The sequence below is a fragment of the Synechococcus sp. H55.2 genome (assembly GCF_047462495.1).
In the GTDB taxonomy this organism is placed as follows: domain Bacteria; phylum Cyanobacteriota; class Cyanobacteriia; order Thermostichales; family Thermostichaceae; genus Thermostichus.
The window spans coordinates 2747-28618 of the sequence record NZ_JANSJH010000015.1 but is presented as its reverse complement, the minus strand read 5'-3'; the positions used below and the strand labels follow the sequence as shown (position 1 = coordinate 28618).

Annotated in this window: 20 protein-coding genes; 12 read left to right on the top strand and 8 right to left on the bottom strand. The window is 61.3% G+C overall.

The window, feature by feature from the left end:
* Window positions 1-293, top strand: a 293-nt coding sequence (locus tag NW844_RS03530) for a M23 family metallopeptidase (RefSeq protein WP_414333532.1), incomplete at its 5' end; no start/stop codon positions are given.
* 165 nt (window positions 294-458) lie between these two features.
* Here the strand turns inward: NW844_RS03530 and NW844_RS03525 are convergent.
* Together NW844_RS03525 and NW844_RS03520 are read right to left on the bottom strand one after the other, a co-directional pair.
* Entirely contained in the window at window positions 459-1124 is a 666-nt protein-coding gene (locus tag NW844_RS03525; protein ID WP_414333531.1) for a hypothetical protein, read from the bottom strand.
* Between the two features lie 310 nt (window positions 1125-1434).
* On the bottom strand, window positions 1435-2010 hold the full coding sequence (locus NW844_RS03520; RefSeq protein ID WP_414333529.1) for an NUDIX hydrolase: 576 nt from the start codon (window positions 2008-2010) through the stop codon (window positions 1435-1437).
* A 91-nt stretch (window positions 2011-2101) separates the two neighbouring features.
* Between NW844_RS03520 and trpE the strand changes: the two genes are divergently transcribed.
* From trpE to NW844_RS03500, 4 genes are all read left to right on the top strand, one after another.
* Entirely contained in the window at window positions 2102-3598 is a 1497-nt protein-coding gene (gene trpE / locus NW844_RS03515) for an anthranilate synthase component I (protein WP_414333546.1), read from the top strand.
* A 6-nt stretch (window positions 3599-3604) separates the two neighbouring features.
* The gene (locus NW844_RS03510) at window positions 3605-4402 is read left to right on the top strand and encodes a phytanoyl-CoA dioxygenase family protein (protein ID WP_414333527.1); all 798 of its coding nucleotides are present in this window, start codon (window positions 3605-3607) and stop codon (window positions 4400-4402) included.
* Between the two features lie 134 nt (window positions 4403-4536).
* Window positions 4537-5550, top strand: a complete 1014-nt coding sequence (gene chlG, locus NW844_RS03505) for a chlorophyll synthase ChlG (RefSeq protein ID WP_414333525.1) — start codon at window positions 4537-4539, stop codon at window positions 5548-5550.
* 156 nt (window positions 5551-5706) lie between these two features.
* Entirely contained in the window at window positions 5707-6162 is a 456-nt protein-coding gene (locus NW844_RS03500; RefSeq protein WP_414333524.1) for a hypothetical protein, read from the top strand.
* 20 nt (window positions 6163-6182) lie between these two features.
* Here NW844_RS03500 and NW844_RS03495 read toward each other — a convergent pair whose 3' ends face one another.
* Window positions 6183-7553, bottom strand: a complete 1371-nt coding sequence (locus NW844_RS03495; RefSeq protein WP_414333522.1) for an MFS transporter — start codon at window positions 7551-7553, stop codon at window positions 6183-6185.
* A gap of 293 nt (window positions 7554-7846) precedes the next feature.
* Here NW844_RS03495 and NW844_RS03490 point away from each other — a divergent pair, with 293 nt between their 5' ends.
* Entirely contained in the window at window positions 7847-8674 is an 828-nt protein-coding gene (locus NW844_RS03490; RefSeq protein WP_414333520.1) for a hypothetical protein, read from the top strand.
* Window positions 8675-8680: 6 nt separating this feature from the next.
* On the opposite strand, the gene chlP is transcribed toward NW844_RS03490, so the two are convergent.
* From chlP to NW844_RS03465, 5 genes are all read right to left on the bottom strand, one after another.
* Window positions 8681-9901, bottom strand: coding sequence for a geranylgeranyl reductase (gene chlP / locus NW844_RS03485; RefSeq protein WP_414333518.1), 1221 nt, complete (start codon window positions 9899-9901; stop codon window positions 8681-8683).
* A gap of 160 nt (window positions 9902-10061) precedes the next feature.
* Window positions 10062-11159: an extracellular solute-binding protein gene (locus tag NW844_RS03480; RefSeq protein ID WP_414333517.1), complete on the bottom strand. Its 1098-nt coding sequence runs from the start codon at window positions 11157-11159 to the stop codon at window positions 10062-10064.
* Window positions 11140-11589: a resolvase gene (locus tag NW844_RS03475; RefSeq protein WP_414333515.1), complete on the bottom strand. Its 450-nt coding sequence runs from the start codon at window positions 11587-11589 to the stop codon at window positions 11140-11142. The genes NW844_RS03480 and NW844_RS03475 overlap by 20 nt, the downstream gene beginning before the upstream one ends.
* Window positions 11586-12956 carry a DUF3084 domain-containing protein gene (locus NW844_RS03470; RefSeq protein WP_414333513.1) on the bottom strand — a complete coding sequence of 457 codons (1371 nt, stop codon included), beginning with the start codon at window positions 12954-12956 and terminating at the stop codon, window positions 11586-11588. The genes NW844_RS03475 and NW844_RS03470 overlap by 4 nt, the downstream gene beginning before the upstream one ends.
* 103 nt (window positions 12957-13059) lie before the next feature.
* Window positions 13060-14040: an alpha-ketoacid dehydrogenase subunit beta gene (locus NW844_RS03465; RefSeq protein WP_414333511.1), complete on the bottom strand. Its 981-nt coding sequence runs from the start codon at window positions 14038-14040 to the stop codon at window positions 13060-13062.
* Between the two features lie 221 nt (window positions 14041-14261).
* Here NW844_RS03465 and NW844_RS03460 point away from each other — a divergent pair, with 221 nt between their 5' ends.
* From NW844_RS03460 to carB, 6 genes are all read left to right on the top strand, one after another.
* Complete coding sequence (locus tag NW844_RS03460) at window positions 14262-14636, top strand: DUF1257 domain-containing protein (protein ID WP_414333509.1); 375 nt, start codon at window positions 14262-14264, stop codon at window positions 14634-14636.
* An 8-nt stretch (window positions 14637-14644) separates the two neighbouring features.
* A complete protein-coding gene (locus tag NW844_RS03455) occupies window positions 14645-15742 on the top strand; it encodes a pentapeptide repeat-containing protein (protein WP_414333507.1) in 1098 nt (365 codons plus the stop codon).
* A gap of 371 nt (window positions 15743-16113) precedes the next feature.
* Window positions 16114-18489, top strand: coding sequence for a phosphoketolase (locus NW844_RS03450; RefSeq protein ID WP_414333505.1), 2376 nt, complete (start codon window positions 16114-16116; stop codon window positions 18487-18489).
* Window positions 18490-18659: 170 nt separating this feature from the next.
* Entirely contained in the window at window positions 18660-19673 is a 1014-nt protein-coding gene (mraY, locus tag NW844_RS03445) for a phospho-N-acetylmuramoyl-pentapeptide-transferase (protein ID WP_414333544.1), read from the top strand.
* Window positions 19674-19901: 228 nt separating this feature from the next.
* Window positions 19902-22508: a DUF3536 domain-containing protein gene (locus NW844_RS03440; RefSeq protein ID WP_414333503.1), complete on the top strand. Its 2607-nt coding sequence runs from the start codon at window positions 19902-19904 to the stop codon at window positions 22506-22508.
* Window positions 22509-22647: 139 nt separating this feature from the next.
* Window positions 22648-25872 carry a carbamoyl-phosphate synthase large subunit gene (carB, locus tag NW844_RS03435; RefSeq protein WP_414333501.1) on the top strand — a complete coding sequence of 1075 codons (3225 nt, stop codon included), beginning with the start codon at window positions 22648-22650 and terminating at the stop codon, window positions 25870-25872.

Genomic DNA, 25872 nt, shown 5'->3' with positions numbered 1-25872 from the left:
GCCAAATCCGGGTGCAGGAGGGACAGAGAGTGGCGGCAGGGGACGTAATCGGCCTCTCGGGCGACAGCGGCTGTGCCAGTGGGCCCCATCTCCATTTTGAGGTGCGCCGCCTTGATCAAACCAACTCTGGCCAACCTGCCCCTGTCGATCCCTACGGGTGGTTTGGGTCTGACCTGGATCCCTGGAGCCTGGATCCCCTGGGAGCTGAAAGCCTGTTTCTCTGGCAGGTGGGCCAAGCGCCCAGCCTGGGCGTCTGCTGGCAGGCTCAGCAGCTCTCTGGTCACCCTCAATAGGCTGGAGACGTTTCCCTCACCCCCGATCCCTCTTTCAATGGGAGTCTCCCCTCACCCCCGACCCCTCTCCCAGTGGGAGAGGGGAGTTGCAGGGGACTGCTTCGCAGCAATTGGGAACGAATCCCAGCGGCCTATGCCTTGTCGCCAATCGAAAAACTTGGGATGCTACAGATCGCGGCGGACAAAGCCATCTCCTTCCCACTGGTAGAGGGTGGCGCGCGAGTCGCGGTTGGATCCCGGCACGCTGGAGATGACCAGGATCCCTTGGGGGCTGACCCGCAGGCTGGCATTGCTTAAGTCTGTTACGCTTAGCAACGGCACAAACCCCTCTAGCCGGTGTTCCAAGACCAAGACAGACCGCAGCAGGCTGATGCCCCCTCGCTCGGTGAGCAGCACCAACTTGGGCTGGGTGCTGGGGGTGATGTCGGTGCGCAGGTGAGCTTCCACCAACCGCCCTGGGATCGGCTCAGCCGTGTGGAGCAGGCGAAAATCGTATCCTCCCTGATGTCCAAAGCTGAGAACCCGCACCACCGGCTCCACTGTCGGCTGCCGCTGGATTTCAAACACGGCCACTACATCCTGACGATCGGAAGCGGTGAGGCTGGCCGCAAACAGGCGCAGGTTTTCGCCACGATTGCCACGGATGAAGTCCCACCAGATGGATTGACGAAATAGGGCAACAACTCCTTCGCGCGCGCTGCCCCCCTCAGAAACAGCCGGCAAAAGCGGAAGCATAGGCTGGGAATGGGCAGAACCAACGGCAGTTGGTAGGGTGACAACCAAGGCCACTCCCCAGGCTATGCGACCATAGGAATACAACAGCTTCCGCATATTTCCTCACCCCTCGACCCTAAAATTCTAGGAGACTCCAAGGCTTCTCCAGTTAACAAAATAGCCGGGATAAGGGATCCCTCTGATGTTCAATTCAACGTCGCGCCCACCTTGATGGTCAGGGGCGACTGACGCAAGAGATTGATCTATACTGGCTGCCGTAGATAACGCTAGAAAAAGCTGTACAAAAAAGTCGTAGTCATTATCAAATGGAACGGCTCGCTGGATCGATCCCTAACTCTCGCTCTGAGGGAGGGAAGCTAGGCAAGGCAAAGGTTCACCGGCAATTGCAATGGCCAGAGTTTGCCACTCATGTCTGGTTGCCACTTGGAATAGCCCCCTTTTCTGCCGCCAAAAACAATTGGGCCCGCCAAAAGCAGGCGATAGATTTGCTATCAAAGTCCAGGCCAAAACGGGCCATTTCCGTTAGTTCAGCAGGCGAAAACTCCACGACGGCGATGTCTTCATCCTCGTCCTTGGCCGGTGGAGCATCCAGCACTTCCAGATCCCGCGCCAGGTAGGCGTACATGATCTCGCTGGAATAGCCGGGGCACAGATAAAATTGGCCGAGGGGATCCCAGCGGTGGGCGCGCAGGCCGGTTTCTTCTTCCAGCTCGCGGCGAATGGTTTCATCCGGATGTTCTCCCGGCTCGACGGTGCCGGCAGGAAATTCGTAAAGGTAGGCGGCGACGGCAAAGCGATACTGGCGAATGCAGACAAACTTGCCTTCGGCAGTCACCGGCACGGCCACAACGCCGCCGGGGTGGATGAGGTACTCCCGCTCCCCTTCTGTGCCGTTGGGAAAGCGCAAACGCTGGCTGACAAAAGTGTACTTGTGGCCGTGGAAGCGCAGGCGCTCGCGAAGGATCTGCGATGGGGTATGCATGGCCAAGGTTCCCGAGAGAAAAGCCCCCCTCAGCTTAATGGTTGCCCGCCTTAGGGTAAAGTCGAGAGGCAAACCGCAGGAAGTGCAGGCCATGATCTTCCCTTCCCTGAAGGAGTTTCTCGCCCTCAGCCAACAGGGCAATTTCATCCCGGTGTACCAGGAATGGGTGGCGGACTTGGAAACGCCTGTCTCTGCCTGGTACCGGGTCTGCGCCGGGCGGCCCTACAACTTTTTGTTGGAATCGGTGGAGGGAGGGGAGCAGGTGGCCCGCTACAGCTTCCTCGGCTGCGATCCCCTGTGGGTGCTAGAGGTGCGCGGGGATCAGGCCTTGCAAATCCACCGCGACGGGCATCGAGAGCAGCACCACGGGGATCCCTTTGCCATTTTGGCCCGCTGCCTGCAGCCCTATGAGCCGGTGCACCTGCCGGAGTTGCCCAGCAGCATTGGCGGGCTGTTCGGCTACTGGGGCTATGAGCTGATTCGCTGGATTGAGCCCAAGGTACCCATCCATCCCCCGCAGCCAGGGGATCCGCCCGACGCCATCCTAATGCAGGTGGACAGCATCCTGATCTTCGACCAGGTGAAGCGCAAGATCTGGGTGGTGGCCTTTGCCGACACGCGCCAGCAGCCGGCGGAGCAGGCCTACGCCCAAGCTTGCCAGCGGGTGGAAACGCTGCTGCAACAGCTCAGCGCTCCCCTGTCGCTATCCCACCTCAGCCTCGACTGGAAGCCCCACCTGCCCGATGCCATTCCCCCCAGCACCCTCAGCCGCGCCGCCTACTGCCAGGCGGTGGAGCAGGCCAAAGCCTACATCCGCGCCGGCGAGATCTTTCAGGTGGTGCTCTCGCAGCGCTTGACCAGCCGCTTTGACGGGGATCCCTTTCGCCTCTACCGCTCCCTGCGGCTGATTAACCCCTCCCCCTACATGGCATTTTTGCAGTTTGGGGATCTGTGCCTGATTGGCTCCAGCCCAGAGGTGATGGTCAAGCTCAGCCGGGTGGGGGAAGAGCGCATCGCCACCGTGCGTCCCATCGCCGGCACCCGCCCCCGCGGCACTACCCCCGCCGAAGACCGCCAGTTGGAGCAAGAGCTCTTGGCGGATCCCAAGGAGCGGGCGGAGCACGTCATGCTGGTGGACTTGGCCCGCAACGACCTGGGAAGGGTCTGCCGCCTGGGATCCGTGCAGGTGGACGACCTGATGCAGATTGAGCGCTACAGCCACGTGATGCACATCGTCAGCAACGTGGTAGGGCAGTTGGATCCCCGCTACAGCGCCTGGGATCTGCTGCGGGCCACCTTTCCTGCCGGCACCGTTACCGGCGCCCCCAAAATTCGCGCCATGCAGATTATCCACGAGCTGGAAGGGTGCCGCCGCGGCCCCTACGCCGGTGCCTACGGCTACTATGACTTCTCCGGCCAACTGAACACCGCCATCACCATCCGCACCCTGCTGGTTCAACGGGGCCAGGTGAGCGTCCAAGCCGGGGCGGGCATCGTGGCCGACTCGGATCCAGAGCGGGAATATCAAGAATGTTTGAACAAGGCGCGGGGCATGCTGATGGCAGTGGCCAGTCTGCAAAAGGGGTAAAGGTTCGTGTTAGCCCAGGTGCGCTTTAGCCATACAGGACAGCAGCCGGATCCGGAGACCGTAGAGCAGGCGTTTCACCTGTTTTCCACCGAGGGCTACCTGGTGCTGCCGGAGATCTTCCCCACGGCGCTCATCGACAAGCTGCACAGCAGCTTTCTGGCCACCTACAGCCGCTACTGCACCCACGAGAACCACACCGACGCCCTGTTGGTGGGCAATCGACGAGTGATGGTGACGGTGCGCCTGGAGGGGCCCTTCAACGATCCCCTGCTCTATGCCCACCCCTTAGTCCTGCCTATTTTGCAGCGAATCTTGGGATCAAGCCTGATCCTGAGCGGTCTGGGGGTGGTAGTTTCTCTGCCGGGATCCGCCGACCAACAGGTTCACCGGGATCTCTCCCACCTCTTCGGCGACGCAATTCTGGATGCCATCATCCCCTGCTATGCCCTCAATCTTCTCATTCCGCTGGTGGATGTCAACGAAGAGAACGGCATAACCCGTCTCTGGCCCGGCAGCCATGCCGTTTTCGAGGCCCACTACACCGAGCTGGCCCGGCAGATGCCCTTTGTCGATCCGCCGCTGGCCAAGGGATCCTGCCTGCTGTTCGATTACCGCTTGATCCACCTAGGCCGGGCCAATCGTTCTACCGCTCCCCGGCCCCTCCTTTACAACACCTACAGCCGACCTTGGTTCCGGGATCCCGTCAACTACACCCGGCAGCCCCCCTTGGTGATCCCGGCAGCCGAGAAAGAGCGGATCCCGGCCCAGCACCAATCCCTATTCGTGGCAGCGCAGATTGTCTAGAGGAAAGTTTTGAGGAACGAGGGAAGATGCCTCAGAATGGGGGTGGGTATCCCCGTTGTTGAAGTTTGATTGCGCACCCCACTATGAGCGAAAGCACCTCTCAAGAGCCATCTTTGGCGCCAGCGGCAGACGCAATGGCCCCTGCTGCCGATCCCAGCGCAGAAACCGCGCCGGCTCCTGAAACCGACCAAGGATCCGCCAGCCGGCGTGTCCGTCAACTTTTGGGCATGAAAGGGGCAGAGGTGGAGTCTCGCTCCGTTTGGCAAGTCCACCTGCAACTGATGAAGCCCGTCACCTGGATCCCGCTGGTGTGGGGCCTGATTCCGGGGGCGGCCTCTTCTGGCCACTTTACCTGGACTTGGGAGAACGTGGCCCTCATCCTGGTGGGCATGATCCTGGCCGGCCCCCTGATGACCGGCTACACCCAGACCCTGAACGAGTACTACGACCGCGACATCGACGCCATCAACGAGCCTTACCGCCCCATCCCTTCCGGGGCCATCTCCCTGCAGCGGGTGGTTATCCAGATCTGGGTGCTGCTGATCTTGGGGCTGGGGTTGGCCTATGCCCTGGACTGGTACACCGGCCACGACTTCCCGGTGATCACCTGCATTGCCCTGGCGGGAGCCCTAATTGCCTACATCTACTCGGCGCCGCCCCTGAAACTAAAGCGCAATGGCTGGCTGGGCAACTACGCCCTGGGCGCCAGCTACATTGCTTTGCCCTGGTGGACAGGCCACGCCCTGTTTGGCCAGCTCAACTGGACAGTCTGCATCCTAACTCTAATCTACAGCTTGGCCGGCTTGGGGATTGCCGTGGTCAACGATTTCAAAAGCATCGAGGGAGATAGACAATTTGGACTCGCCTCTTTGCCGGTGATGTTTGGCGCTGTGGGGGCGGCCTGGATCGCGGCGCTGATGATTGATCTATTTCAGTTCGGCATGGCCTCGTTTTTGCTGGGAGCCGGCCTAAAACTCTATGCGGCGATTTTGGTGCTGCTCATTATCCCCCAGATCACCTTCCAAGACATGTACCTGCTGCGGGATCCCCTCAACAACGACGTGAAATACCAGGCCAGCGCTCAGCCTTTTCTGGTGTTGGGGATGTTGGTGGTGGGTCTGGCGCTGGGGCGTTCCGGGCTGTGGTAGTCGAGCCGAAGGCCAAGTGCCCATCCTGGCAAGCGAGGTGACGGCTTCCGCCCTGGGTTATCCTCCCTACCTGGGCCAAGATCAAGTTAGGGATCCCTCCAAGGTAGCCGATGGATCCCAAAGAGTGGAATGGCCCTGGGCCAAAGGAGATGTCCGATGAAACTGTTTTTTCCCCGCCCACTGGGGCTAAGCCTGGCTTTGCTCTTGGGGGCTGTCGCTCCTGTACAAGCTCAGCGGATCGTCATTGATGGCCGCGGGATCGTTGTCGAACCCAGCACCGGTGGCTCGGTTATCCTCAACCCCGACCAGCCGCTCTTGGCTCCGTTCCCGCCCGGGGGAGTTCCTTTTTCCATCGATGCCGAGGGCCAAGTGGTCTCTGCCCCTGGCTACCGCTGCAGCGCCGCCACTGCTGCCGACAACTCCCCCATCATCTGCCGCTCCCAGTTCAATTCCAACGACGTGGTGGTCTACGAGCGGGATGGCCGCTCCAACACCTTCTTCGTCAATACCGACAACACCGGGATCCGGCCCAGCGGCAGCGGCCTGCGGATTCTGCCCAACTCCGAGCCGGTGCAGCCTTCCGGCAGCGGCCTGCGCATCATCCTCAACTAAAGAGGGGAAGCGGCTCTTGTCTAGGCGGATCCCGCCCGTCTTGCTTCTAGTTCCTGCAGGATCTGCCGGTGGCGCTGCCGGGTGATGGGGTAGAGCCACACCAGCAGGATGCCGCCGATTAAAACCACCGCCGGCAAGGGGCCAATGGCAAGGCGGATGGCCAACAGGGCCGATTCCGGCTGGGTGGGCGGCGGCCCCCCGGCCACCGAAGGGATAAAGCCAGACCACTCCAGAACTTGCCCTAGGAAAAACAGCCCCAGTCCTAGGCCTACCTTTTGCAGGAACACCATCAAGGCACAAAAGATCCCTTCCCGCCGCTCCCCAGTTTGCAGCTCATCCAGGTCGATGACATCCGGCAACATCGACCAGGGGCCGAGATAGGCCGTGGCCGAAACCCCCACCCCCGCCAACAGCGCCAGGGCAATCATGAGCCGCTCCTGGCCGGGCTGTAGGAAAAACAGGCCGGCTTGCGAGATCAGCCAAAACCCCGCCCCGATCAGGTACATGGCGCGCTTGCCCAGGTGGGCGCTCAGTCGCGTCCAGGCAAACAGGGTCAGCACCGCAACGCTCTGAACCGCCAACACCACTAGCGAGATCCACACCTCCGGCAACTGCATCCAGAAAACGATGAAATAGGGGATGATCGTGGCCGTAAACTGAAACGCCAGCCAAGAACACAGGTAGATGCCGCTGACAAATAGATAGGGGCGGTTGCTGAAGGCCACCCGCAGTTGCTGCAGTAGGGGCAGCGGATCCCGCCAGGATTGATACCGTTCTCGCACCCCCCAAAAGCAGAGCAGCAGGGGCAGAGCCGAGATCCCCCCAAAACAAGCTCCCGCCAGCAGATGGCCGGCAGCCCGATCCGGCAGCAGGTTAACCAAAAGCGGAAAGCTGACTACCGCAACCATGCTGCCTCCCACCGAGAAGACAAAGCGGAACTGGTTGAGCTGGGTGCGCTCGTCGTAGTCTTGGGTCAGCTCCGCTGTCAGAGAGGCATAGGGAATGTTGGCGGCAGAGTAGAAGGTGTTAAACAGCAGCGACACCGCCAGGTAATAGGCAAACAAAAGCCCAGTTCGACCGGGAAAAGGGATCCACCACTGCGCCGCAAAGGTCAGGGCAAAGGGAAGAGCCGAAAACAGCAGCCAGGGGCGGCGACGACCCCAACGGCTGCGGGTGCGGTCGCTGAGGATGCCGATGAGGGGATCGTTGAGGGCATCCCAAAAGCGGGTGATGGCGTAGATGCTGCCGGCCAGGCCCGCCGCCATGCCGACGGTATTGGTGAGAAAGGGCAGCAGGAAAAAGATGAGGATATTGGCCGTTATGCCCGTGCCCAGATCCCCCACCCCATAGGCCAGCTTCGTCCACAGGCTGAGTCGTTGTCCGGTCATCATGCCCCCCCAGGATCCCAGTGTACGGAGTAGGTGGCGATCTTTGGGGATCCCTGCAAAGAATGGCCTCTCCAGACCCGCTGAGGGGGTGCTTTGAGGTAAAAATGGATATTTCGGATACCTGCGGAGATGACCATTGGCTGCTGGTGCAAGAGGTCGGGGCGGAGAGGGTGTCCAGTGCAAAAGGTGCGTCTCTTGGTTGGGCGGTAGCTCTGAGGCTAGGCTATTTCCATCTCAGGGAAGCAAATCGATGCCTTGCCCCAGAATTCACAAGCTGTGCGTGGAGGAAGGTTGAGGTGAACCGGAGACTGACCTGCTATTTCCCTGTGTTGCTATTGACCCTATCTCTGGGGGGATCCCCTGTCTGGGCGGGAGAGTACTTCACCGAGGAAGTGACCAGTCCCAGCCTGGAGATCATCCACGGCTGGCGACAGGAGGTGTACGGCATTGGCGTCACCATCACCAACACCAGCCTGGGATCCTTCCGCGTGCCCCTGGAGATCGATATGGAGGATCGGGCTAGCTGTGAGCGGGCCGACTTGGTGCTGACGAACAATCGCATTATGCCGATGGGATCCTTTCAAGACTGCATTCTCAACATCTTTCCCTACCTGGATAAGTTCATCAACCAAGAGGTCGCCAGCATTCGAGTCACCCTCAAAGGGCCGGCCCCCCTGCTGGAAATTCCGGTAGAGGAGTCGGATCGGCTGATTTTGGCCCAGGTAGCCAACCAATCGCGGGAAGCCTTTGTTTTTTTCCAGCAAGAGTTGGCCCGCGTTTTGGAGCTCCTCAAGCAGAACGAGACGGCCCCACCGATGGCCAGCCCAACGCCGACCGCCGCCACATCTGCGCCCAACCCGGGAGATTTCGTGATCGTGGGATCCATTCGAGAAGAACGGGTAGGGGCCGGCAGCCGCCTGAGCGTGGAGGCGATCAACCGCAGCACCCGCACCGTTCTCAACGCCCGCGCTCGTTTCACCTTCTATCAGGGAGAAGCAGTCATCGATACGCGGGTGGCCGCGTTTGAGCCCAGCGATGTGCCCGCCGGACAACGGGCCTCTGCCAGTGTGCTGAAAACGGAAGCCAATTGGGATCGCGTTACCGTCACCTTCCAGTGGCAGTAGGGATCCTCAGGGAGCTAAAGCGTTGCCGCGGATCAGGCTGCCCAGGGTTTTGACCGTGATCTTGAACTGCACCCAAGGGTTCATGGGCACCACCGTCTTGTAGAGGTAGCTGTCAAAGGTTAGCCGCTGCACATCCCGGTCGGCGCACATCTCCACAAAGGCTTCGCGAGTGGCGTTGGAACGGTAGAACACCCGTTGTAGAATATCCAAAACCTTGTAGGTCAGGCCGTATTGGCGATCCCAGCGCTTGAGATACAGCTTGAGCTCCTCCTCGCTGGGGACGCGCTTCCCGCCGTTGGAGGTCTCGACGATGGTCTCGGCACACATGCGGCCCGACTTGGCGGCAAAATAGATCCCTTCGCCGCTGGATTTGGTTACATAGCCTGCCGCATCTCCCACCAAAGCCGCACGGCCCACCACGCGGCGCGGACGCGGATGCTCCGGGATCGGATGGGCCTCTACCTTAATCACCTGCCCCCCCCGAATCCGCTCGGCAGCGCGGGCACGGATCCCAGCTTGCAACTTTTGGATGTTGGCCTGGTTGGCCTTCATGGTGCCGGTGCCTACGGCTACATGGTTGGACTTGGGGAAGACCCAGGCATAGAAGTCTGGAGAAACATCGTCCCCCACGTACATCTCTGCCCGCTCTTCGTAGTAGGCCATTTTGTCGTCCGGGAGCCGAATCCGCTCCTGAAAGGCCAGGGCATAGTTGTAGTCGCCAGCACCAATGGCTTCCGCCACCTTGGAGTGGAACCCATCCGCCCCGATCACCACATCCACCGCCAAAGAACGCGGTCTCCCTTGCCTCGAGCCGTCGGAGAAATCGTTGTAGTGGAGGATGTAGGGATCCCGGTTATTTTGGGGAATTTCCAGATGCATCACTTTGCCGTTGATCAGCTCCGCCCCTTTTTGATGGGCACGGTTGCGCAAGAAGGCATCCAAGATCTCGCGGCGGCACATGCCGATGTATTCGTTTTCGTTGTCGAGGACGATATCCACCTCATAGTTGGAAGGGGAGATCATCTTCATCTTGCGCACTTTGCGGTCAATGATCTCCTCAGGGAGGTTGAATTCGGAGACCATACAGAGGGGAATGGCCCCCCCGCAGGGCTTGGCGTTGTCCAGCTTCCGCTCCAACAAAAAGGTTTCAATTCCGGCTTGGGCCAAAACTTCGGCGGCAGAGGCTCCGGCTGGGCCACCTCCCACAACAGCAACTCTCAGGCTCAAGGCGCTCTCCTCGATGCAAATGCGACTGGCTCATCAGACAGCAGGCATCCTACCACAGCTCCTCAGCAGCGTTGCAAACCTTGACAAAGTATTGCGGGCCGGCACAAGACTTCTCAACTGTCCACCCGATAGATGCCAAAGCCTGCCACGGGCCGTGGCTCTACAGAAGGCCCCGTCGCATTTGATCCCAGAGATTGAGATAGGACTCGGCCTCGGCTGAGCTCAAGGGGCGCCAGATCTCTGCGCGTTGCCAAGTGGAGATTTGAAAGTCGGCTCGGCGTTGCAGGCGGGGGGCCAGTTGCGCCAAATCCAGCGGCACAACCGAAGCGATCCCGCTCAGATTCACCAGGCGAGGGGCAAACTCAGGATTCAAGACAAAGTCAATCCAGTTGGCCAGCAGGGATCCAGCATCTGTCTGGGTTGATTCTGGGTCGGCAGGGTTTTTGAGGTGAGGTCGCACCCAGACATCCCACCAGATGGCGGAGCCAGACGCCGGGATCACCACTTCCAGCTCCGGGTAGTTGGCTTGGGTGGCATAGAGATCCTGCGACCAGCCCACGGCCACCCAGCTATCGGCCAGGCGCAAGATGGGCAGGTAGTCGGCGGAAGTATAGGCCAAAACCTGGCGGTGCAGGGATCCCAGCTCTTGCCGGAGTTCGACATCCTCAGGGTCGAGGGGATCGTTGTAGGAGCGGCCCATCTTTTTGAGGACAAGCCCGATCACCTCCCGCGGGTGATCCGGCAGGGTGATCTTGCCGGTCAGCTCAGGCCGCCACAGATCTTCCCAGTCCCGAATCGGCTTGCCCACCCGATCGCGGCGGTAGGCGATGGCCGTTACCCCCCAGCGCCAAGGCACACCCCAGATCTGTCCTTCCCGGCGCGCAGCGGCTTGCCAGCGGGGATCCAAATTGGACCATCGTTCCCCCAAAAGCTCAGGCGGCAAGGGATCCAGCCATCCGGCAGCCACGGCCCGATCCAAAGCGTCGGCCCCCAACAGGCTTAGAGCTGCCACCGGCCGCCGAACCCGCCAGGCCGAACCAGGCGGCTGGACGCTCTGCCGCAGATAGGCCAGCAGTTGGGCCCGCTCATCCACCAGTTGCAGCCGAAAGCGGGCCTGAGTGCGGCGGCGAAACTCGTTCACCAGGCTGGCGGGGATCCCTTGCTTGAGCGCCACAATCAGAGGCAGGTGCCCACCACACCCTGTCACCATCAGCCCCAGCAGGATCCCCTGCAGCAGCTCACGTCGGCTCAGTCTCACGACAATAGCGCTCCACCAGAATCAGAGCCACCAGATCATCGTACGCCTTGGCCGGCATCCGCATCCCCTTGGGCAACAGTCGCTCCCATCCTCGCGGCGGGTAAAAATCCCAGTAGCGCCGCCGGGCCTCTTCCGAGCTGTGGCGCTCGTCCACCAGGACGATCTGCGGCGGGGGGATGAGTGATTCCAGTTGGTGTTTCCAGGCCTGGGCCGTCGTCTGGTTGCCCAGGATCACCCGCTCCGCTCCAAACTGCTGCCAGAGGCTCTGCAACCTGGCCGGCGCCTCCCCTGCCAAGACCACTTCCCGATGCAAGACCTGCCACACCGGCCGGACTTGCACAACGGCAAGGCCACATTTGTCCCGCCCCGGGTCAAAACCGATCAGCACCCGCCCCTCTTCCAGCCTTACCGGACGGAGTGAGTCCATCATCCCTCAGGGGGCCCCGCTTGTGAAACTCCAGAAGAGCTGGGTTGGTCGGCCATCAGAAAACTCACCCGCAACGGCCCCGCCGTGTAAATGTCTGTGTCGGCAACCAGCTTTACATCCATAGGGGTGGTGCTTTGACGGAGGCGCTGCACCACTTCCAAAAACTTCACCTGCGAGAATTCCCCAACGGTGCCGGTGATGGGATCGGAGAGGAGCCCCTCCTCTTGCGAGCGCTGATTGGCCTGGTTCAGCAGTCGCAGCAGTTGCTGCTGGATTTGATTTTCGCTCAAACCCGGCTGGATCACCCCCTGGGCCAGCACGGATCCCTTGGCGAAAATCCGCTGGTTGGGGTAGATCTGTACCAGCACAGGCACAGGCTCGCCCTTGAGCCGATTGGAGAGCGAGAGAATGCGCACCGCCCAGCTACCGGGTTCTTGTAGCTTTTCCAAGGCTTGATCGGCATCCTCGCGGCGGATCAAGATCGCGTTTTCCAGAGGGGGCATGGGCTGGGATCCGAGGGCGAGGGCCCGTCGCTCGGCCTGAGCCAACAGTCGCTCAAACTGTTGCCGGATCACCTCCGGTTTGGCCCCTTCCGGCGACTCGACAACCCCCGTCGCCAAGACTTCTCCGGCCAGGATGGCCAACTCTCCCCGCCGCAACCGCACCGCCAACTGGTTGAGCTGCTCGATCTCCTGCTCAAGCTGTTTTTTTTGGCTCTCCAGTTGGGCCAGAGCTGCCTGGGCCGTATCCAACGAGCGCTCTAACTGATCCCGATCCAGTTGCAGGGCTTGTTTTTGCGACTGCAGCGTGGCAATGACCTGCCGGGCCGACTCCACCTCTGCCTTCACCGCCTCCAACTCGGCCTGGGCTCGAGCCAGGCTGGGCTGCACCTGGGCCAGTTGCTCATTGGCTGCCGCCAGCTTGGCTTCTGCCTCTTGCCGCTCCTGCAGCGCCAAGGTCAGTTGATCCCGGACTTCGCTCAGGCGGGTCTGGGCTGCCGATTGCTGGCTGCGAAACTGGTCGAGATCCAGCTTGAGGCGGTCTCGCTCAACCCTGAGAGCGGCATTTTCGGCTTCCAGCAGGGCCTTTTGGCGGTTGAGGGCCCGCAGCTCCTGCTCCGCCTGGGCAATTTGGTTGGTGTAGCTGAACAGGGCCTCCGACAGGGAGCGGTTGAGGAGCAGCAGTGTGCCCAAGGTCAGCGCCGAGATGCTCACCCCGGTAATCACGGCTACCAAAACGGCCGTGTGGCGGGGGCGCAGGTTAAACCAGGTGAGGCGCTTTTTGCCAATCCGATAGCCGACCCGATCCCCAACCACGGCAATCAGGCCACTGACAAACAACATGTAGAGGATCAGCAGTACGCCTTGCATAGCCTGGGATCCCTGCCATGGAAATCTTAGCAAGGTTGCCCTGAGAACTTTGCAGGTGATTGCGGAGCTGGGAGTAGGATTTCGACGTCTGATGCCAGGGGCTCTAATCAGCGTAGAGGAGCCGCTCCACCGCCGCCACAATATCTGCCGGCTGCACGATCGTGGCTGCCTCCAGCGTGCCGTTGTAGGGGGTGGGAATGTCCTGGGAGGCCAACCGCACCACCGGCGCGTCCAGCTCGTCAAACAATTCTTCCATGATGCGGGCGGTCAGCTCCGCCCCAATGCCGCCTGTTTTCATGTCTTCTTCAACGATGACCACCCGGTGGGTTTTGCGCACCGAAGCAGCAATGGTCTCCATATCCAGAGGTTTGAGGGAAATCAAATCGATCACCTCGGGATCGATCTCCTGTAACACCAAAGTATCCACAGCCTTGAGCACGTGGTGGCGCATGCGCGAGTAGGTGAGCAGGGTAACGTCCGACCCGGATCGGACAATTTCGGCTTTATCCAGAGGCAAAAGATACTCTTCCTCCGGCAGATCTTCTTTTAAGTTGTACAGGAGCACATGCTCGAAAAAGAGAACGGGGTTGTCGTCGCGGATGGCCGACTTGAGCAAACCCTTGGCATTGTAAGGGGTTGAACAGGCCACGATCTTGAGGCCGGGCACCGCTTGAAAGTAAGCCTCCAGCCGCTGCGAGTGCTCGGCTCCCAACTGGCGGCCCACCCCGCCCGGCCCGCGGATGACCAGTGGGATCTTAAAGTTGCCGCCGGAAGTGTAGCGCAGCATGCCGGCGTTGTTGGCGATTTGGTTGAAGGCCAGGAGCAAAAAACCCATGTTCATCCCTTCCACCACCGGGCGCAAGCCGGTCATGGCTGCCCCGATGGCCAGGCCGGTGAAGCTGTTCTCGCAAATGGGGGTATCCAGCAGGCGCATCTCCCCATACTTGCGATACAGGTCTTTGGTGACTTTGTAGGAGCCGCCGTAATGGCCGACATCCTCTCCCAGCACGAATACATTGGAATCGCGGGCCATTTCTTCGTCGAGGGCGGCACGCAAGGCGTTGTAAAGAAAGGTCTCAGCCATAGGGGTCAAGTGAAGGGCTAAACTCCCATTAAACCATTTTGCCGGCAGGGATCCGCCCACAGATAGGCTCATTGCAAACCCGATTGAGACACTTCCGCGACTCCTTTGTCCAGGGGAGGAGTTAGGGATCCACGTGATGCTTTTTCACATTTTTTCCACAACCGCAAGGGCACTTTATAGTGGAGGATCCCGTCTCCATCCCGCAAAGGATTGTAACCGCCATGTCTCACTTCACCACTCTGCAAGTGCAAATCAAGGACGCCGAGCTCTTGGAAGAGACCCTAAAGGAACTGGGCTACGCCGTGCAGCGGGATGCCAGCTTGCGCGGCTACCTGTGGAATCGCACCCGCGCCGACTTGGTGATCCGTCAGCAAAATGGCTTCGACATCGGCTTTCGCCGCAACGGGGATCACTACGAGCTGGTGACCGATCTGTGGGGAGCAGGTATCGATCCCCAGACCTTCTTGGAGCCGATTTTGCAGCGCTACGCCCACAAAAGCTTGCTGCGCTCGGCCCGGGAACAGGGCTATGCCATTGAGGCCGAAGAAGTGTTGGAGGATGGCACCATCCGCGTCGTGGTGGGACGTTGGGTATAGCCGGGCCCATGATCGGCAACTCCCAGCTCTCCGGTGGCACCCGGCCACGACTTTGGGATCTGGTGTTGGGGGGTCAAACGGCGACCGCCCCGGCCCAGGCTTTGGTGTTGGGAGGCATCGAGGGGGCGCGGCGGCGCCTTGCCCACAGCGACGAAGCGGTGCGCCTGGCTACGTTGCCCCAGTTGCTGGAGTACGGATCGGCGGGCCTGGCCGAGCTGATTGCGGCCCTGGCCGGCAACAGCTCTTGGGCGGTGCGCCTGGCGGCTTGGCGCTTGTTGTCGCAGCTAGGGCAGCCGGAGGCGGAGCGGGCCTGTCGCGCCTACAGCCCCTTTCGCCCGGTGGGGGGAGCGCAAGGGGTGATCGTGGCCTATCGGCGCGGCGAGCGGGACTTCACCTACGCCGACTTGGAGGGAGTGGATCTGCAAGAGGCGCGGCTGGGGGGTGCTAACTTCCACGAAGCTAACTTGAGAAAGGCCAACCTGCGCTTTTGCAACTTCAACGGCGCCCAACTGCAGCAAGCGGATCTGCGCCAGGCCAATTTGCAAGGGGCCAAGCTGAGCGGAGCCGACTTACAGGGGGCCGATCTGGAGGGAGCCGACTTGAGAGGGGCCAAAGTCAGCGGCACCAGCCTGCGGGGATCCCGGCTTTCCCAAGAGACCCACCTGGAGGAGCGGCTGCGCCACATTTGGCAGTTGCAGAACTGGGGAGGAGAGGGGCAGGATCTCTGTGGCCAAGACCTGAGCAAGGCCGACTTGAGGGGGCTGGTGCTGCGCCAGATCCGGCTGCGGGGGGCCGACCTGAAGCGCGTCGATCTGCGCGGATCTGACCTGGAAGGAGCAGACTTGCGGGGGGCCAACCTGCAGCGGGCGGATCTGCGGGGGGCCAACTTGCAAAATGCCGACCTGGAAGGAGCCGATCTCAGCGGCGCCGAGCTGCGCCAGGCCCAGTTCCAGGGGGCCAACCTACGCCGGGCCGATGTCAGCCGCGCCAACCTCGCCCAGGCCAACCTGCAAGGCGCCCAGATCGAGGGCCTCAAGCACAGCGGATCCCAGATTGTCGGCCTCATCTTCCCCGACGGCACCCCCCTCAAGCCCTGGTGGTGGTAACAAGATACCTGCCGCTTGAGCAAGACTAACCCAACGCCGGATGATGCCAACTTTTGCTCAACGCTTCCTCGCTGCTGGGTAATCTCCATGGCCTTATTCAACAATAGGTTTGTCACATCGATCCCTAACTCCCCTCTCCCTCAGGGAGAGGGGTTGGGGGTGAGGGGTGTCCCTCAGGGAGAGGGGTTGGGGGTGAGGGGTGCCCCTCAGGGAGAGTATCTAATGGTCATGGGCAAAATGCTGCAGCTCTACCTAGGCCCGCCCTTGTCAACCCTCACCCCATCTCCCAAATCCAAAGGAATCCCAAGATCCCCAAGCCTACGCCCCAACCTGGCTCACCATGGGAGTAGAGATACCTAGGGGGTACGGCTATGGTTTTGGCAGAACAGCTCTCGACAAAACCGCTGACCGACGACGAACTGCGCAAAATGGACGCCTACTGGCGGGCCGCCAACTACCTGTCGGTGGGGCAGATTTACCTGATGGACAACCCGCTGCTGCGGGAACCCCTCAAGCTAGAGCATGTGAAGCCGCGCCTGCTGGGGCACTGGGGCACCACGCCGGGGCTGAATTTTATTTACGTGCATCTCAACCGCATCATCAAGCGGGAAAACCTCAACATCCTCTACATCACCGGCCCCGGCCATGGCGGCCCCGCTCTGGTGGCCAACACGTACCTGGAGGGCACCTACAGCGAGGTGTACCCCAACATCAGCCAAGACGCCGAGGGCATGCGCAAGCTCTTCAAGCAGTTCTCCTTCCCCGGCGGCGTACCCAGCCACGTGGCCCCGGAAACCCCCGGCTCCATCCATGAGGGGGGAGAGCTGGGCTATGCTCTAGCCCACGCCTTTGGGGCGGCCTTCGACAACCCCGATCTGTTGGTGGCCTGTGTAGTCGGGGATGGAGAAGCCGAGACCGGCCCTCTGGCTGCCTCTTGGCACTCCAACAAGTTCCTCAACCCCATCCACGACGGGGCGGTGCTGCCGATTCTGCACCTCAACGGCTACAAGATCGCCAACCCGACGATCCTGGCCCGCCTCAGCCGTGAAGAGCTGCAAAGCCTGTTTGTGGGCTATGGCTACAAGCCCTACTTTGTCGAAGGCTCCGAGCCAGCCCAGATGCACCAGTTGATGGCCGCCACTTTGGACACGGTGATCCACGAGATTCAAGAAATCCAGCACCACGCCCGCAGCAAAGGGGATCCTACCCGTCCGCAGTGGCCGATGATCATCCTGCGCACCCCCAAAGGCTGGACGGGCCCCAAAGAGGTGGACGGCAAAAAAGTAGAGGATTTCTGGCGCTCCCACCAGGTGCCACTGGCGGATCTGGCCAAGAACCCGGAGCACCTCAAGCTCCTGGAAGAGTGGATGCGCAGCTACAAGCCAGAAGAGCTCTTCGACGAAAACGGCCGTTTGCGGCCCGAGCTGCAAGAGCTGGCCCCCAAAGGGGAAAAACGCATGGGTGCCCTGCCCCACGCCAACGGCGGCCTGCTGACGCGGGAGCTGAAAATGCCGGACTTCCGCCGCTACGCCGTAGACGTACCCCACCCCGGCACCCTCGAAGCCGAAGCCACGAAGGTGCTGGGACAGTTTTTGCGAGATGTAATGAAGCTCAACCCCCACAACTTCCGCCTCTTCGGCCCCGACGAAACTGCATCCAACCGTCTGAACGCCGTGTTTGAGGCCAGCGACCGCACCTGGGTGGCCCCTATCTACGACTACGACGAGCACCTCTCCCCCGATGGGCGGGTGATGGAGATCTTGAGCGAGCACGTCTGTCAGGGCTGGCTGGAGGGCTACCTGTTGACAGGCCGCCACGGCTTCTTCTCCTGCTACGAAGCCTTCATCCACCTGGTGGACTCCATGTTCAACCAGCACGCCAAGTGGCTGAAAACCACCCGGCACATCCCTTGGCGGCGGCCCATTCCCTCCCTCAACTACCTGCTCACCTCCCACGTGTGGCGGCAGGATCACAACGGCTTCAGCCACCAGGATCCCGGCTTTTTGGATCACGTGGTCAACAAAAAAGCCGAAATCATCCGCGTCTATCTGCCCCCGGATGCCAACACCCTGCTCTCGGTGGCCGACCACTGCCTGCGCAGCCGCCACTACGTCAACGTGATCGTGGCAGGGAAACAGCCGGCCCTGCAGTATCTGGACATGGATGCCGCCATCAAGCACTGCACCCAGGGCCTGGGGATCTGGGAGTGGGCCAGCAACGACCAGGGCTCCGAGCCGGATGTGGTGATGGCCTGCTGCGGCGATGTGCCGACGATGGAAACCCTAGCGGCGGCGGACTTTTTGCGGCAGCACCTGCCGGACATCAAGATCCGGGTGGTGAACGTGGTGAACCTGATGAAGTTGCAGCCGCCCAGCGAACACCCCCACGGCCTCAGCGATGTGGATTACGTCAGTATCTTCACGCCCGATAAGCCCATCGTGTTTGCCTTCCACGGCTACCCCTGGCTGATCCACCGCCTCACCTACCGCCGTCCCAACCACCACAACCTGCACGTGCGCGGCTACAAGGAGGAAGGCACCACCACCACCCCCTTCGACATGTGCGTCCTCAACGAGGTGGATCGCTTCAGCTTGGCGGATGACGTGTTAGACCGGGTGGAGCGCTTCAAATACGAACGGGCCCACATCAAGCAGATCATTCAGGATAAGCTCGTCGAGCACAAGCAGTACATCCGCGAACATGGGGAGGATCTGCCGGAGGTGCGCAACTGGAAGTGGCCCTACTAGGCGCCCACCGGCCCTTCACCTCTGAGCTTCCGGCAGGATAGAGTTTTCTTGGGCTCCCCTGCCGGAGTTTTTTGAGCGGTTGTGGCGTGTTGGAGGTTGAAGGTGTGAGGGGTTCAGAAAGGACGGATGCGGATACGCTTCCCGATCTGGAAGAGGCGGACTGGGGTGGGATGGCGCTCTCCCTGACTCTGGGCTTGGCCCTCTCGGCCCTGGTGATCGGGATCCGGCCCCAGGTGATCGTCCCCTTTGGATTGAGCGTGTTGGCTTCGGCCTTGCTGGGATCCCTGCTCCTCCCTGCCTTGCGGCGCTGGAAGGCAGGGCAGGTCATCCGCCAAGAGGGGCCCCCGTCCCACCATAAGAAAGCAGGCACGCCGACGATGGGTGGGATCAGCTTTTTGCCTGTGGGGCTGCTGGTGGCCGGGAGCTGGAGCGGCTGGGATCCCCAGTGGCTGGCGGTGGCGCTGCTGGCGCTGGCCTATGGCTTGGTCGGCTGGCTGGACGATTGGCTGGTCATCCGGCAGCGCTCCAACAAGGGGTTGCCCCCCAAAGCGAAGCTTTTGCTCCAGGTGGGGATTGGGCTGGTTTTTTGCGGCTACCTGGCCTGGCAAGGGATCCCTACCGTTCTAACCCTGCCGGGAATAGGCACCCTCTCCCTGGGCTGGCTGTTCTGGCCGCTGGCTTTGTTTGTGTTGGTGGGAACCAACAACGCCGTCAACCTTGCCGACGGCATGGACGGCTTGGCGGCAGGGGTGGTGGCCCTTGTCCTGGCGGGGCTTGGGTTGACAGCAGCGGATTCGGAGTTGGCAGGGCTGGCCTTTGCTCTCAGCGGCGCCTGTCTGGGCTTTCTGGTGCACAACCACCACCGGGCGCGGCTATTTATGGGCGATACCGGCTCCCTGGGCTTGGGGGGCGCTCTGGCAGGGCTGGCGCTGTTGGGGGATCAGCTCTGGGCCCTGGCCTGGATGGGCGCAGTGCTGGTGGCAGAAGCCCTGTCGGTGATCCTGCAGGTGGGCTACTTCCAGTACACCAAACGCAAAACCGGACAAGGCAAACGGCTGCTGCGCATGTCGCCCTTGCACCACCATCTGGAGCTGGGCGGCTGGTCAGAGGTGCAGGTGGTGGGATGCCTCTACGGCATCACGGCGGTGCTGGTGGGTCTGGGCTGGTGGCACTGGGCAATGTAAGTTGGCGAGCTTGGGTCTGCTCAGGGAAGGGATCCAGCCGCGATCCCTTCTGTTGTGAGAAAAACGCAAAGATTACTGACCGATGTTTGTTGCCTGTCAAATTTCTAACTGAATCTTTTACATTCACCGCCGCAGATCGGGGATCGCTGTAACGTATGAATATGAATTTAAGTTAACAGCTCGTCCCCCTGTAACCCAAGTTGGGGGGAGCTTAAGGAGTGTGATCTTATGATGCCGAGTGGCTCCAAGAATTCCGACAGGCCAGCGGCACAGTCAGGCTATGGAGACTCGCCGACCCAGATAGCTCCCTTCTCGGCGGGGGCTGGCGATCGGGCCTCGGCGCGGCCAAGGGCAACTGCTCCCTACGTGGTGTTACACGGCCATTTCTATCAGCCGCCGCGGGAGGATCCCTGGCTTAACCGCATTCAGCGTCAGCCCAGCGCCAGCCCCTTTCACGACTGGAACGAGCGCATTCTGGCGGAGTGTTATCGGCCCAATGCCTTTGCCCGCGTTCTGGATGACCAGGGACGGGTGGTGCGCATTGTCAATAACTATGAATTCCTGAGCTTTAACTTCGGCCCCACCCTCCTCTCTTGGCTGGAGGAGCACGACGTTGAGGTTTACCAGCGCATTTTGGCCGGCGACCGTCTCAGCGCCGAGCGGCTGGAGGGGCATGGCAATGCCATCGCCCAAGTCTACAACCACGTCATCCTGCCGCTGGCCAACGAGCGCGACAAGTACACCCAGATTCGCTGGGGGATTGCCGATTTCCAACACCGTTTTGGGCGCCATCCTCAAGGTATGTGGCTGGCGGAAACCGCCATCGACGCGGCGACGGTTACAGCCTTGGTCGACTGTGGGATCCGCTTCGTCATTTTGGCCCCCAGCCAGGCGCAGCGCGTTCGCCCTTTGGGGCAAACGGAATGGATGGATGTCAGCCAGAACCAGATCGATCCCCGGCGGCCCTACCGCTGCTTTACCCCCGACCGAGAGGGGTACTTGGATATTTTCTTTTTCGACGGCCCCATTTCCCGTGACTTGGGCTTTGGGGATATCGTTTACAGCACCCAGTCGCTGGCGGAGCGGATCCGTTCCGCTCTGCGGCCGGACACCGAGGGGGAAGCCTATCTGGTCAACTGTGCCACCGATGGCGAGACTTTTGGCCACCACAAGCGCGGAGTGGAGCGCACGCTGGCCTATGCCTTTTGCGAGGAATTTCCTCGCCGGGGCTGGCAGGTGGGCAACTACAGCCATTTTCTCAGCCAACATCCCCCCACTTGGGAGGTGCAACTGAAACCGGTCACCGCCTGGAGCTGCGCCCACGGGGTAGGACGTTGGTCGCGCGACTGTGGCTGTGGAGCGGTGGGTGGGTGGCACCAACGCTGGCGGCAACCGTTGCGGGAGGCCCTCAACTGGCTGCGGGATCAGCTTGCCGAGATCTACGAGACGGAAGCCAGAGCCTACCTGCGGGATCCCTGGCTGGCGCGGGATCACTACATTGAGGTGATCTTGGATCGGGAGCGCTGCGATTCGTTTTTGCGGGAGCATCAGAGCCACCGCCTCAGGGCTGAAGATCAGGTGCAGGTGCTGCGCCTGTTGGAGATGCAGCGCTACAGCCAGTTGATGTTTACCAGTTGTGGCTGGTTTTTTGAGGAGCTATCCCGTCCTGAAGGGGTGCAGATCCTGCGCTATGCGGCACGGGCTATCCAGTTGGCGGCAGCCGTGACGGATGTGAGCCTAGAAGAGGAGTTCCTCAACCGCCTGAGCAAGGCTCCCAGCAACCTCGACCTCTACAAAGACGGCAAGGGGGTCTACTGCGCCTTGGTGCGTCCCACCCTGGTCAGCCCACAGCGGCTGGTGGCCCAGCACGCCATGCTGTCTCTCTTTAACGGCATCCCCCGCTCCCAAGGGTATGGGTTGGATCCAGTGGATCAGGAGCGCCTGACGATAGGGGGATCCACACTGGCCATCGGGCGGGTGAAGCTTACCTTTCCCAGCACCCGCGAAGAGCACGATCTGATCTACGCCATGCTCCACATCGGCGGCTGGGACTTTCAATGTGGCGTTAGGCCGTTTGCCGGGCGGCGCAGCTATGAACAGTTGAAAACCCGCTTGCTGGCCGGATCCCCCAGTCGGGTGGAGATGATCCTGGCTCTGCAAGATCTGTTTGGGCCGGAAACCTTTGACCTCAACGCCCTGAACGACGAAGACCGGCAGCAGATGATGCGCTGGCTTACCCAAGATACCCTAGACCGCCTGGCCCAACTCTATCGCCAAACCTACCTGGACAATTACGGGATCCTGATGGCTTTTCGTGCCGATGGCCTGCCGATCCCGGAAGAATTGTTGGCCGCAGCTCAGATCACCCTCAACCAGCGCCTGTTGAACAGTTTGCGGGCGATGGAAATAGAAGAGGGCAAGCGGGATCACCTGATGGAGTTGCGGGCGATCGCCCGTGAGGCGGAGCAGTTGGGGTGTCAGTTGCGGCGGGAAGAAGCAGCCCGTGTTCTGGATCGGCTCTTGCAGCGGGGGATGTGGCAGCTTGCCCACGCTTTTGAGCTGGAGACTGTTGGCGAACAGCTCCACAACCTGGAAGAGTGGTTGCAATTGGCCGCGGATCTGCGCCTGCCCATTAATCTGGATCGTCTCCAAGAGCTCTACCTGGCGACCCTGGAACGTCAGGTCGGCCCCCGCTGCCCGGCTTGGCCCCCAGAAGAGTGCCGCGACATTTCCGCCGAAAATCTGCACCGCCTCTTACAAGTTGGGCAACGGATTCGGGTCAACGTCAACGCTTGGCTGCGGCACCTACAACCCCAAGAGTTCAGAGCCAAGTGAGTTGCACAGCGGCCTTGCCTGTTTTGTTGGCGAGCGCAGCCAGCCGGGCCAATCCCAAAAAAGAGGGATCCCGACGAGCAACTTGACCTGCAGGTGACCTCCTACAATAGAAGGCTGACTCTGCCACCCCTGGGATCCCATGCCGCGCCGTACCGACATTCACAAGATCTTGCTCATTGGAGCGGGGCCGATCGTCATTGGCCAAGCCTGCGAGTTCGACTACTCGGGCACCCAAGCCTGCAAAGCCTTGCGAGAGGAGGGCTACGAGGTGATCCTGGTCAACTCCAACCCGGCCACCATCATGACGGATCCCAGTATGGCGGATCGCGTCTACATCGAGCCGGTGACGGCGGACTTCGTGGCCCAGATCATCGAGCGGGAGCGCCCCGATGCCCTGCTCCCCACCATGGGGGGACAAACGGCCTTAAATGTGGCCGTGGAACTGGCCCGGCGCGGGATCCTAGATCGCTACGGCGTGGAGCTAATCGGGGCCAAGCGGGAGGCCATCGAAAAGGCGGAGGATCGGGAGCTGTTTAAGCAGGCAATGCAGCGGCTTGGCCTGGCCGTGCCCCGCTCAGGGTTGGCCCGCAGCCTGGCCGAAGCCAAGCAAATCGCCCACGAGATCGGCTATCCCCTCATCATCCGCCCCGCCTATACCCTAGGGGGCACGGGCGGCGGCGTGGCCTACAACCAAGAAGAATTTGAAGAGATCTGCGCCGCCGGCCTCGAGGCCAGCCCGGTCTCCCAGATCCTGGTGGAGGAGTCGGTGATTGGCTGGAAGGAGTTTGAGCTGGAGGTGATGCGGGATCTGGCGGACAACGTGGTGATCATCTGCTCGATTGAAAACATCGACCCCATGGGGGTACACACCGGCGACTCCATCACCGTGGCCCCGGCCCAGACCCTTACCGACAAGGAGTACCAGCGGCTGCGGGACTATGCCATCGCCATCATGCGCGAGATCGGGGTGGAAACGGGGGGATCCAACGTGCAGTTTGCCGTCAACCCCGCCAACGGTGAAGTGCGGGTGATCGAGATGAACCCGCGGGTTTCCCGCTCTTCTGCTTTGGCCAGCAAGGCCACCGGCTTCCCCATTGCCAAGATTGCCGCCAAGCTGGCTGTGGGCTACACGCTGCCGGAGCTCCCCAACGACATCACCCGCAAAACTCCGGCCAGCTTCGAGCCCACCCTCGACTACGTGGTCACCAAGATCCCTCGCTTTGCCTTTGAGAAGTTCCCCGGTTCAGAGCCGGTCTTGACCACCCAGATGAAGTCGGTGGGGGAGGCGATGGCCATTGGCCGCACCTTCCAGGAGTCCATCCAGAAGGCGCTGCGCTCTTTGGAGATCGACCGCCCCGGCTTTGGCAGCGACCGGCCAGAAGTCTTCCCCAAGCCGGAGGAAGTGCGGGCCAACCTGCGCACCCCCAACCCCTTTCGCCTCTTGACCATTCGCACCGCCCTGCTCATGGGTTTTTCGGCCCAGGAAATTGCCCAGCTCACCCATATTGATCCCTGGTTCATCGACAAGCTGCAGGAGCTGGTGGAAGTGGAGCAAGCCCTCAAGGGGCGAGAACTGGGATCCCTGAGTGCTGAGGATCTGCGGCACCTTAAGCAAATGGGCTTCAGCGACCGGCAGATCGCCCACCTGACCGGCTCCAGCGAAGCCCAGGTGCGGGATCGCCGTAAGCAACTGGGGGTGATCCCCACCTACAAGACGGTGGACACCTGCGCTGCCGAGTTCGAGGCGACCACCCCCTACCAGTACTCCACCTACGAGAGCGAATCCGAGACCTTCCCCACCGCCAAGCCGAAGGTGATGATCCTGGGGGGCGGCCCCAACCGCATCGGCCAAGGGATCGAGTTCGACTACTGCTGCTGCCATGCTGCCTTTGCCCTCAGCCGCCTCGGATATGAGACCATCATGGTCAACTCCAACCCCGAGACGGTTTCCACCGACTATGACACCGCCGATCGCCTCTACTTTGAGCCCCTCACTCACGAAGAGGTGATGAACCTGGTCGAAGCTGAGCAGCCGGTGGGCCTGATCGTGCAGTTTGGCGGCCAAACCCCCCTGAAACTGGCCCAGGGGCTGGCAGCAGCCCAGGCGCCCATCTGGGGCACTTCCCCCGACTCCATCGACATAGCCGAGGATCGCGGGCGCTTCGAGCGCATCTTGCGGGAGCTGGATATTCGCCAACCGGCCAACGGCATTGCCCGCAGCGTGGAAGAAAGCCTGGAAATTGCCCGCCGCATCGGCTACCCGGTGGTGGTGCGGCCCAGCTATGTGCTGGGGGGACGGGCCATGGAGATTGTCTATTCGGATCAAGACCTGCAGCGCTACATGCAACTGGCGGTGGCGGTGGATCCCGACCGTCCCGTGCTGGTGGATCAGTTTTTGGAGGACGCGGTGGAGGTGGACGTAGATGCCATTGCCGACCGCACCGGGGCTGTAACCATTGGCGGGATCCTAGAGCACATCGAGCAGGCCGGGATCCACTCGGGGGATTCCGCCTGCGTCTTGCCCAGCCGCACCCTCAGCCCCGAGGTGCTGCAGGTGATTCGCGACTGGACGGTGAAGCTGGCCCAAGCTCTCAAGGTGGTGGGGCTTATTAACGTGCAATACGCCGTCCAGAAGGAGCAGGTCTACGTCCTGGAGGCCAACCCGCGCGCTTCCCGCACCGTGCCGTTCGTCAGCAAGGCCATTGGCCATCCCCTGGCCGATTATGCCGCCCAGGTGATGAGCGGCAAAACCCTGGCGGAGCTGGGCTTTACCCAGGAGGTGATCCCACCCTACGTGGCTGTCAAGGAGGCGGTGCTGCCGTTTCACAAGTTTCCTGGTACCGACACGCTGCTGGGGCCGGAGATGCGCTCTACCGGTGAGGTGATGGGGATTGACACCGACTTTGGCCGTGCCTTTGCCAAGGCGCAACTGGCTGCTGGCCAAAACCTGCCCCTAGGGGGCACGGTGTTCATCAGCGTCAGCGATCGCGACAAGCAGGCCGTGATCCCGGTGGCCCAAGAGTTTGTCAAGCTGGGCTTTCGTCTGCTGGCCACTGCCGGCACACAAAAAGTTCTGGCCGAGCACGGGATCCCTGTCGAGAAGGTGCTCAAGCTGCACGAGGGCCGGCCCCACGTCATCGACGCCATCAAAAACCACCAGATTCAGCTCCTCGTCAACACCCCTTCCGGTGTCGAGGCGCAGCAAGATGGCCAAAAGATCCGCCGCACTGCCCTGGCCTACAAGATCCCTTTGGTTACTACCCTGGCCGGGGCCAAAGCCACTGCCGCCGCCATCCGGGCCCTGCAGTCGGGATCCCTGCAGGTGAAGTCCCTGCAGGAGTTTCACGCCGAAATTGGACGATAG

Bases quoted from the DNA above. Each gene is read 5' to 3' on its own strand.
- NW844_RS03525 (WP_414333531.1), bottom strand. From the start codon at position 1,124: ATGCGGAAGCTGTTGTATTCCTATGGTCGCATAGCCTGGGGAGTGGCC.
- NW844_RS03520 (WP_414333529.1), bottom strand. From the start codon at position 2,010: ATGCATACCCCATCGCAGATCCTTCGCGAGCGCCTGCGCTTCCACGGC.
- trpE (WP_414333546.1), top strand. From the start codon at position 2,102: ATGATCTTCCCTTCCCTGAAGGAGTTTCTCGCCCTCAGCCAACAGGGC.
- chlG (WP_414333525.1), top strand. From the start codon at position 4,537: ATGGCCCCTGCTGCCGATCCCAGCGCAGAAACCGCGCCGGCTCCTGAA.
- NW844_RS03500 (WP_414333524.1), top strand. From the start codon at position 5,707: ATGAAACTGTTTTTTCCCCGCCCACTGGGGCTAAGCCTGGCTTTGCTC.
- NW844_RS03495 (WP_414333522.1), bottom strand. From the start codon at position 7,553: ATGATGACCGGACAACGACTCAGCCTGTGGACGAAGCTGGCCTATGGG.
- NW844_RS03475 (WP_414333515.1), bottom strand. From the start codon at position 11,589: ATGATGGACTCACTCCGTCCGGTAAGGCTGGAAGAGGGGCGGGTGCTG.
- NW844_RS03470 (WP_414333513.1), bottom strand. From the start codon at position 12,956: ATGCAAGGCGTACTGCTGATCCTCTACATGTTGTTTGTCAGTGGCCTG.
- NW844_RS03465 (WP_414333511.1), bottom strand. From the start codon at position 14,040: ATGGCTGAGACCTTTCTTTACAACGCCTTGCGTGCCGCCCTCGACGAA.
- NW844_RS03460 (WP_414333509.1), top strand. From the start codon at position 14,262: ATGTCTCACTTCACCACTCTGCAAGTGCAAATCAAGGACGCCGAGCTC.
- NW844_RS03455 (WP_414333507.1), top strand. From the start codon at position 14,645: ATGATCGGCAACTCCCAGCTCTCCGGTGGCACCCGGCCACGACTTTGG.
- NW844_RS03450 (WP_414333505.1), top strand. From the start codon at position 16,114: ATGGTTTTGGCAGAACAGCTCTCGACAAAACCGCTGACCGACGACGAA.
- mraY (WP_414333544.1), top strand. From the start codon at position 18,660: ATGGCGCTCTCCCTGACTCTGGGCTTGGCCCTCTCGGCCCTGGTGATC.
- NW844_RS03440 (WP_414333503.1), top strand. From the start codon at position 19,902: ATGATGCCGAGTGGCTCCAAGAATTCCGACAGGCCAGCGGCACAGTCA.
- carB (WP_414333501.1), top strand. From the start codon at position 22,648: ATGCCGCGCCGTACCGACATTCACAAGATCTTGCTCATTGGAGCGGGG.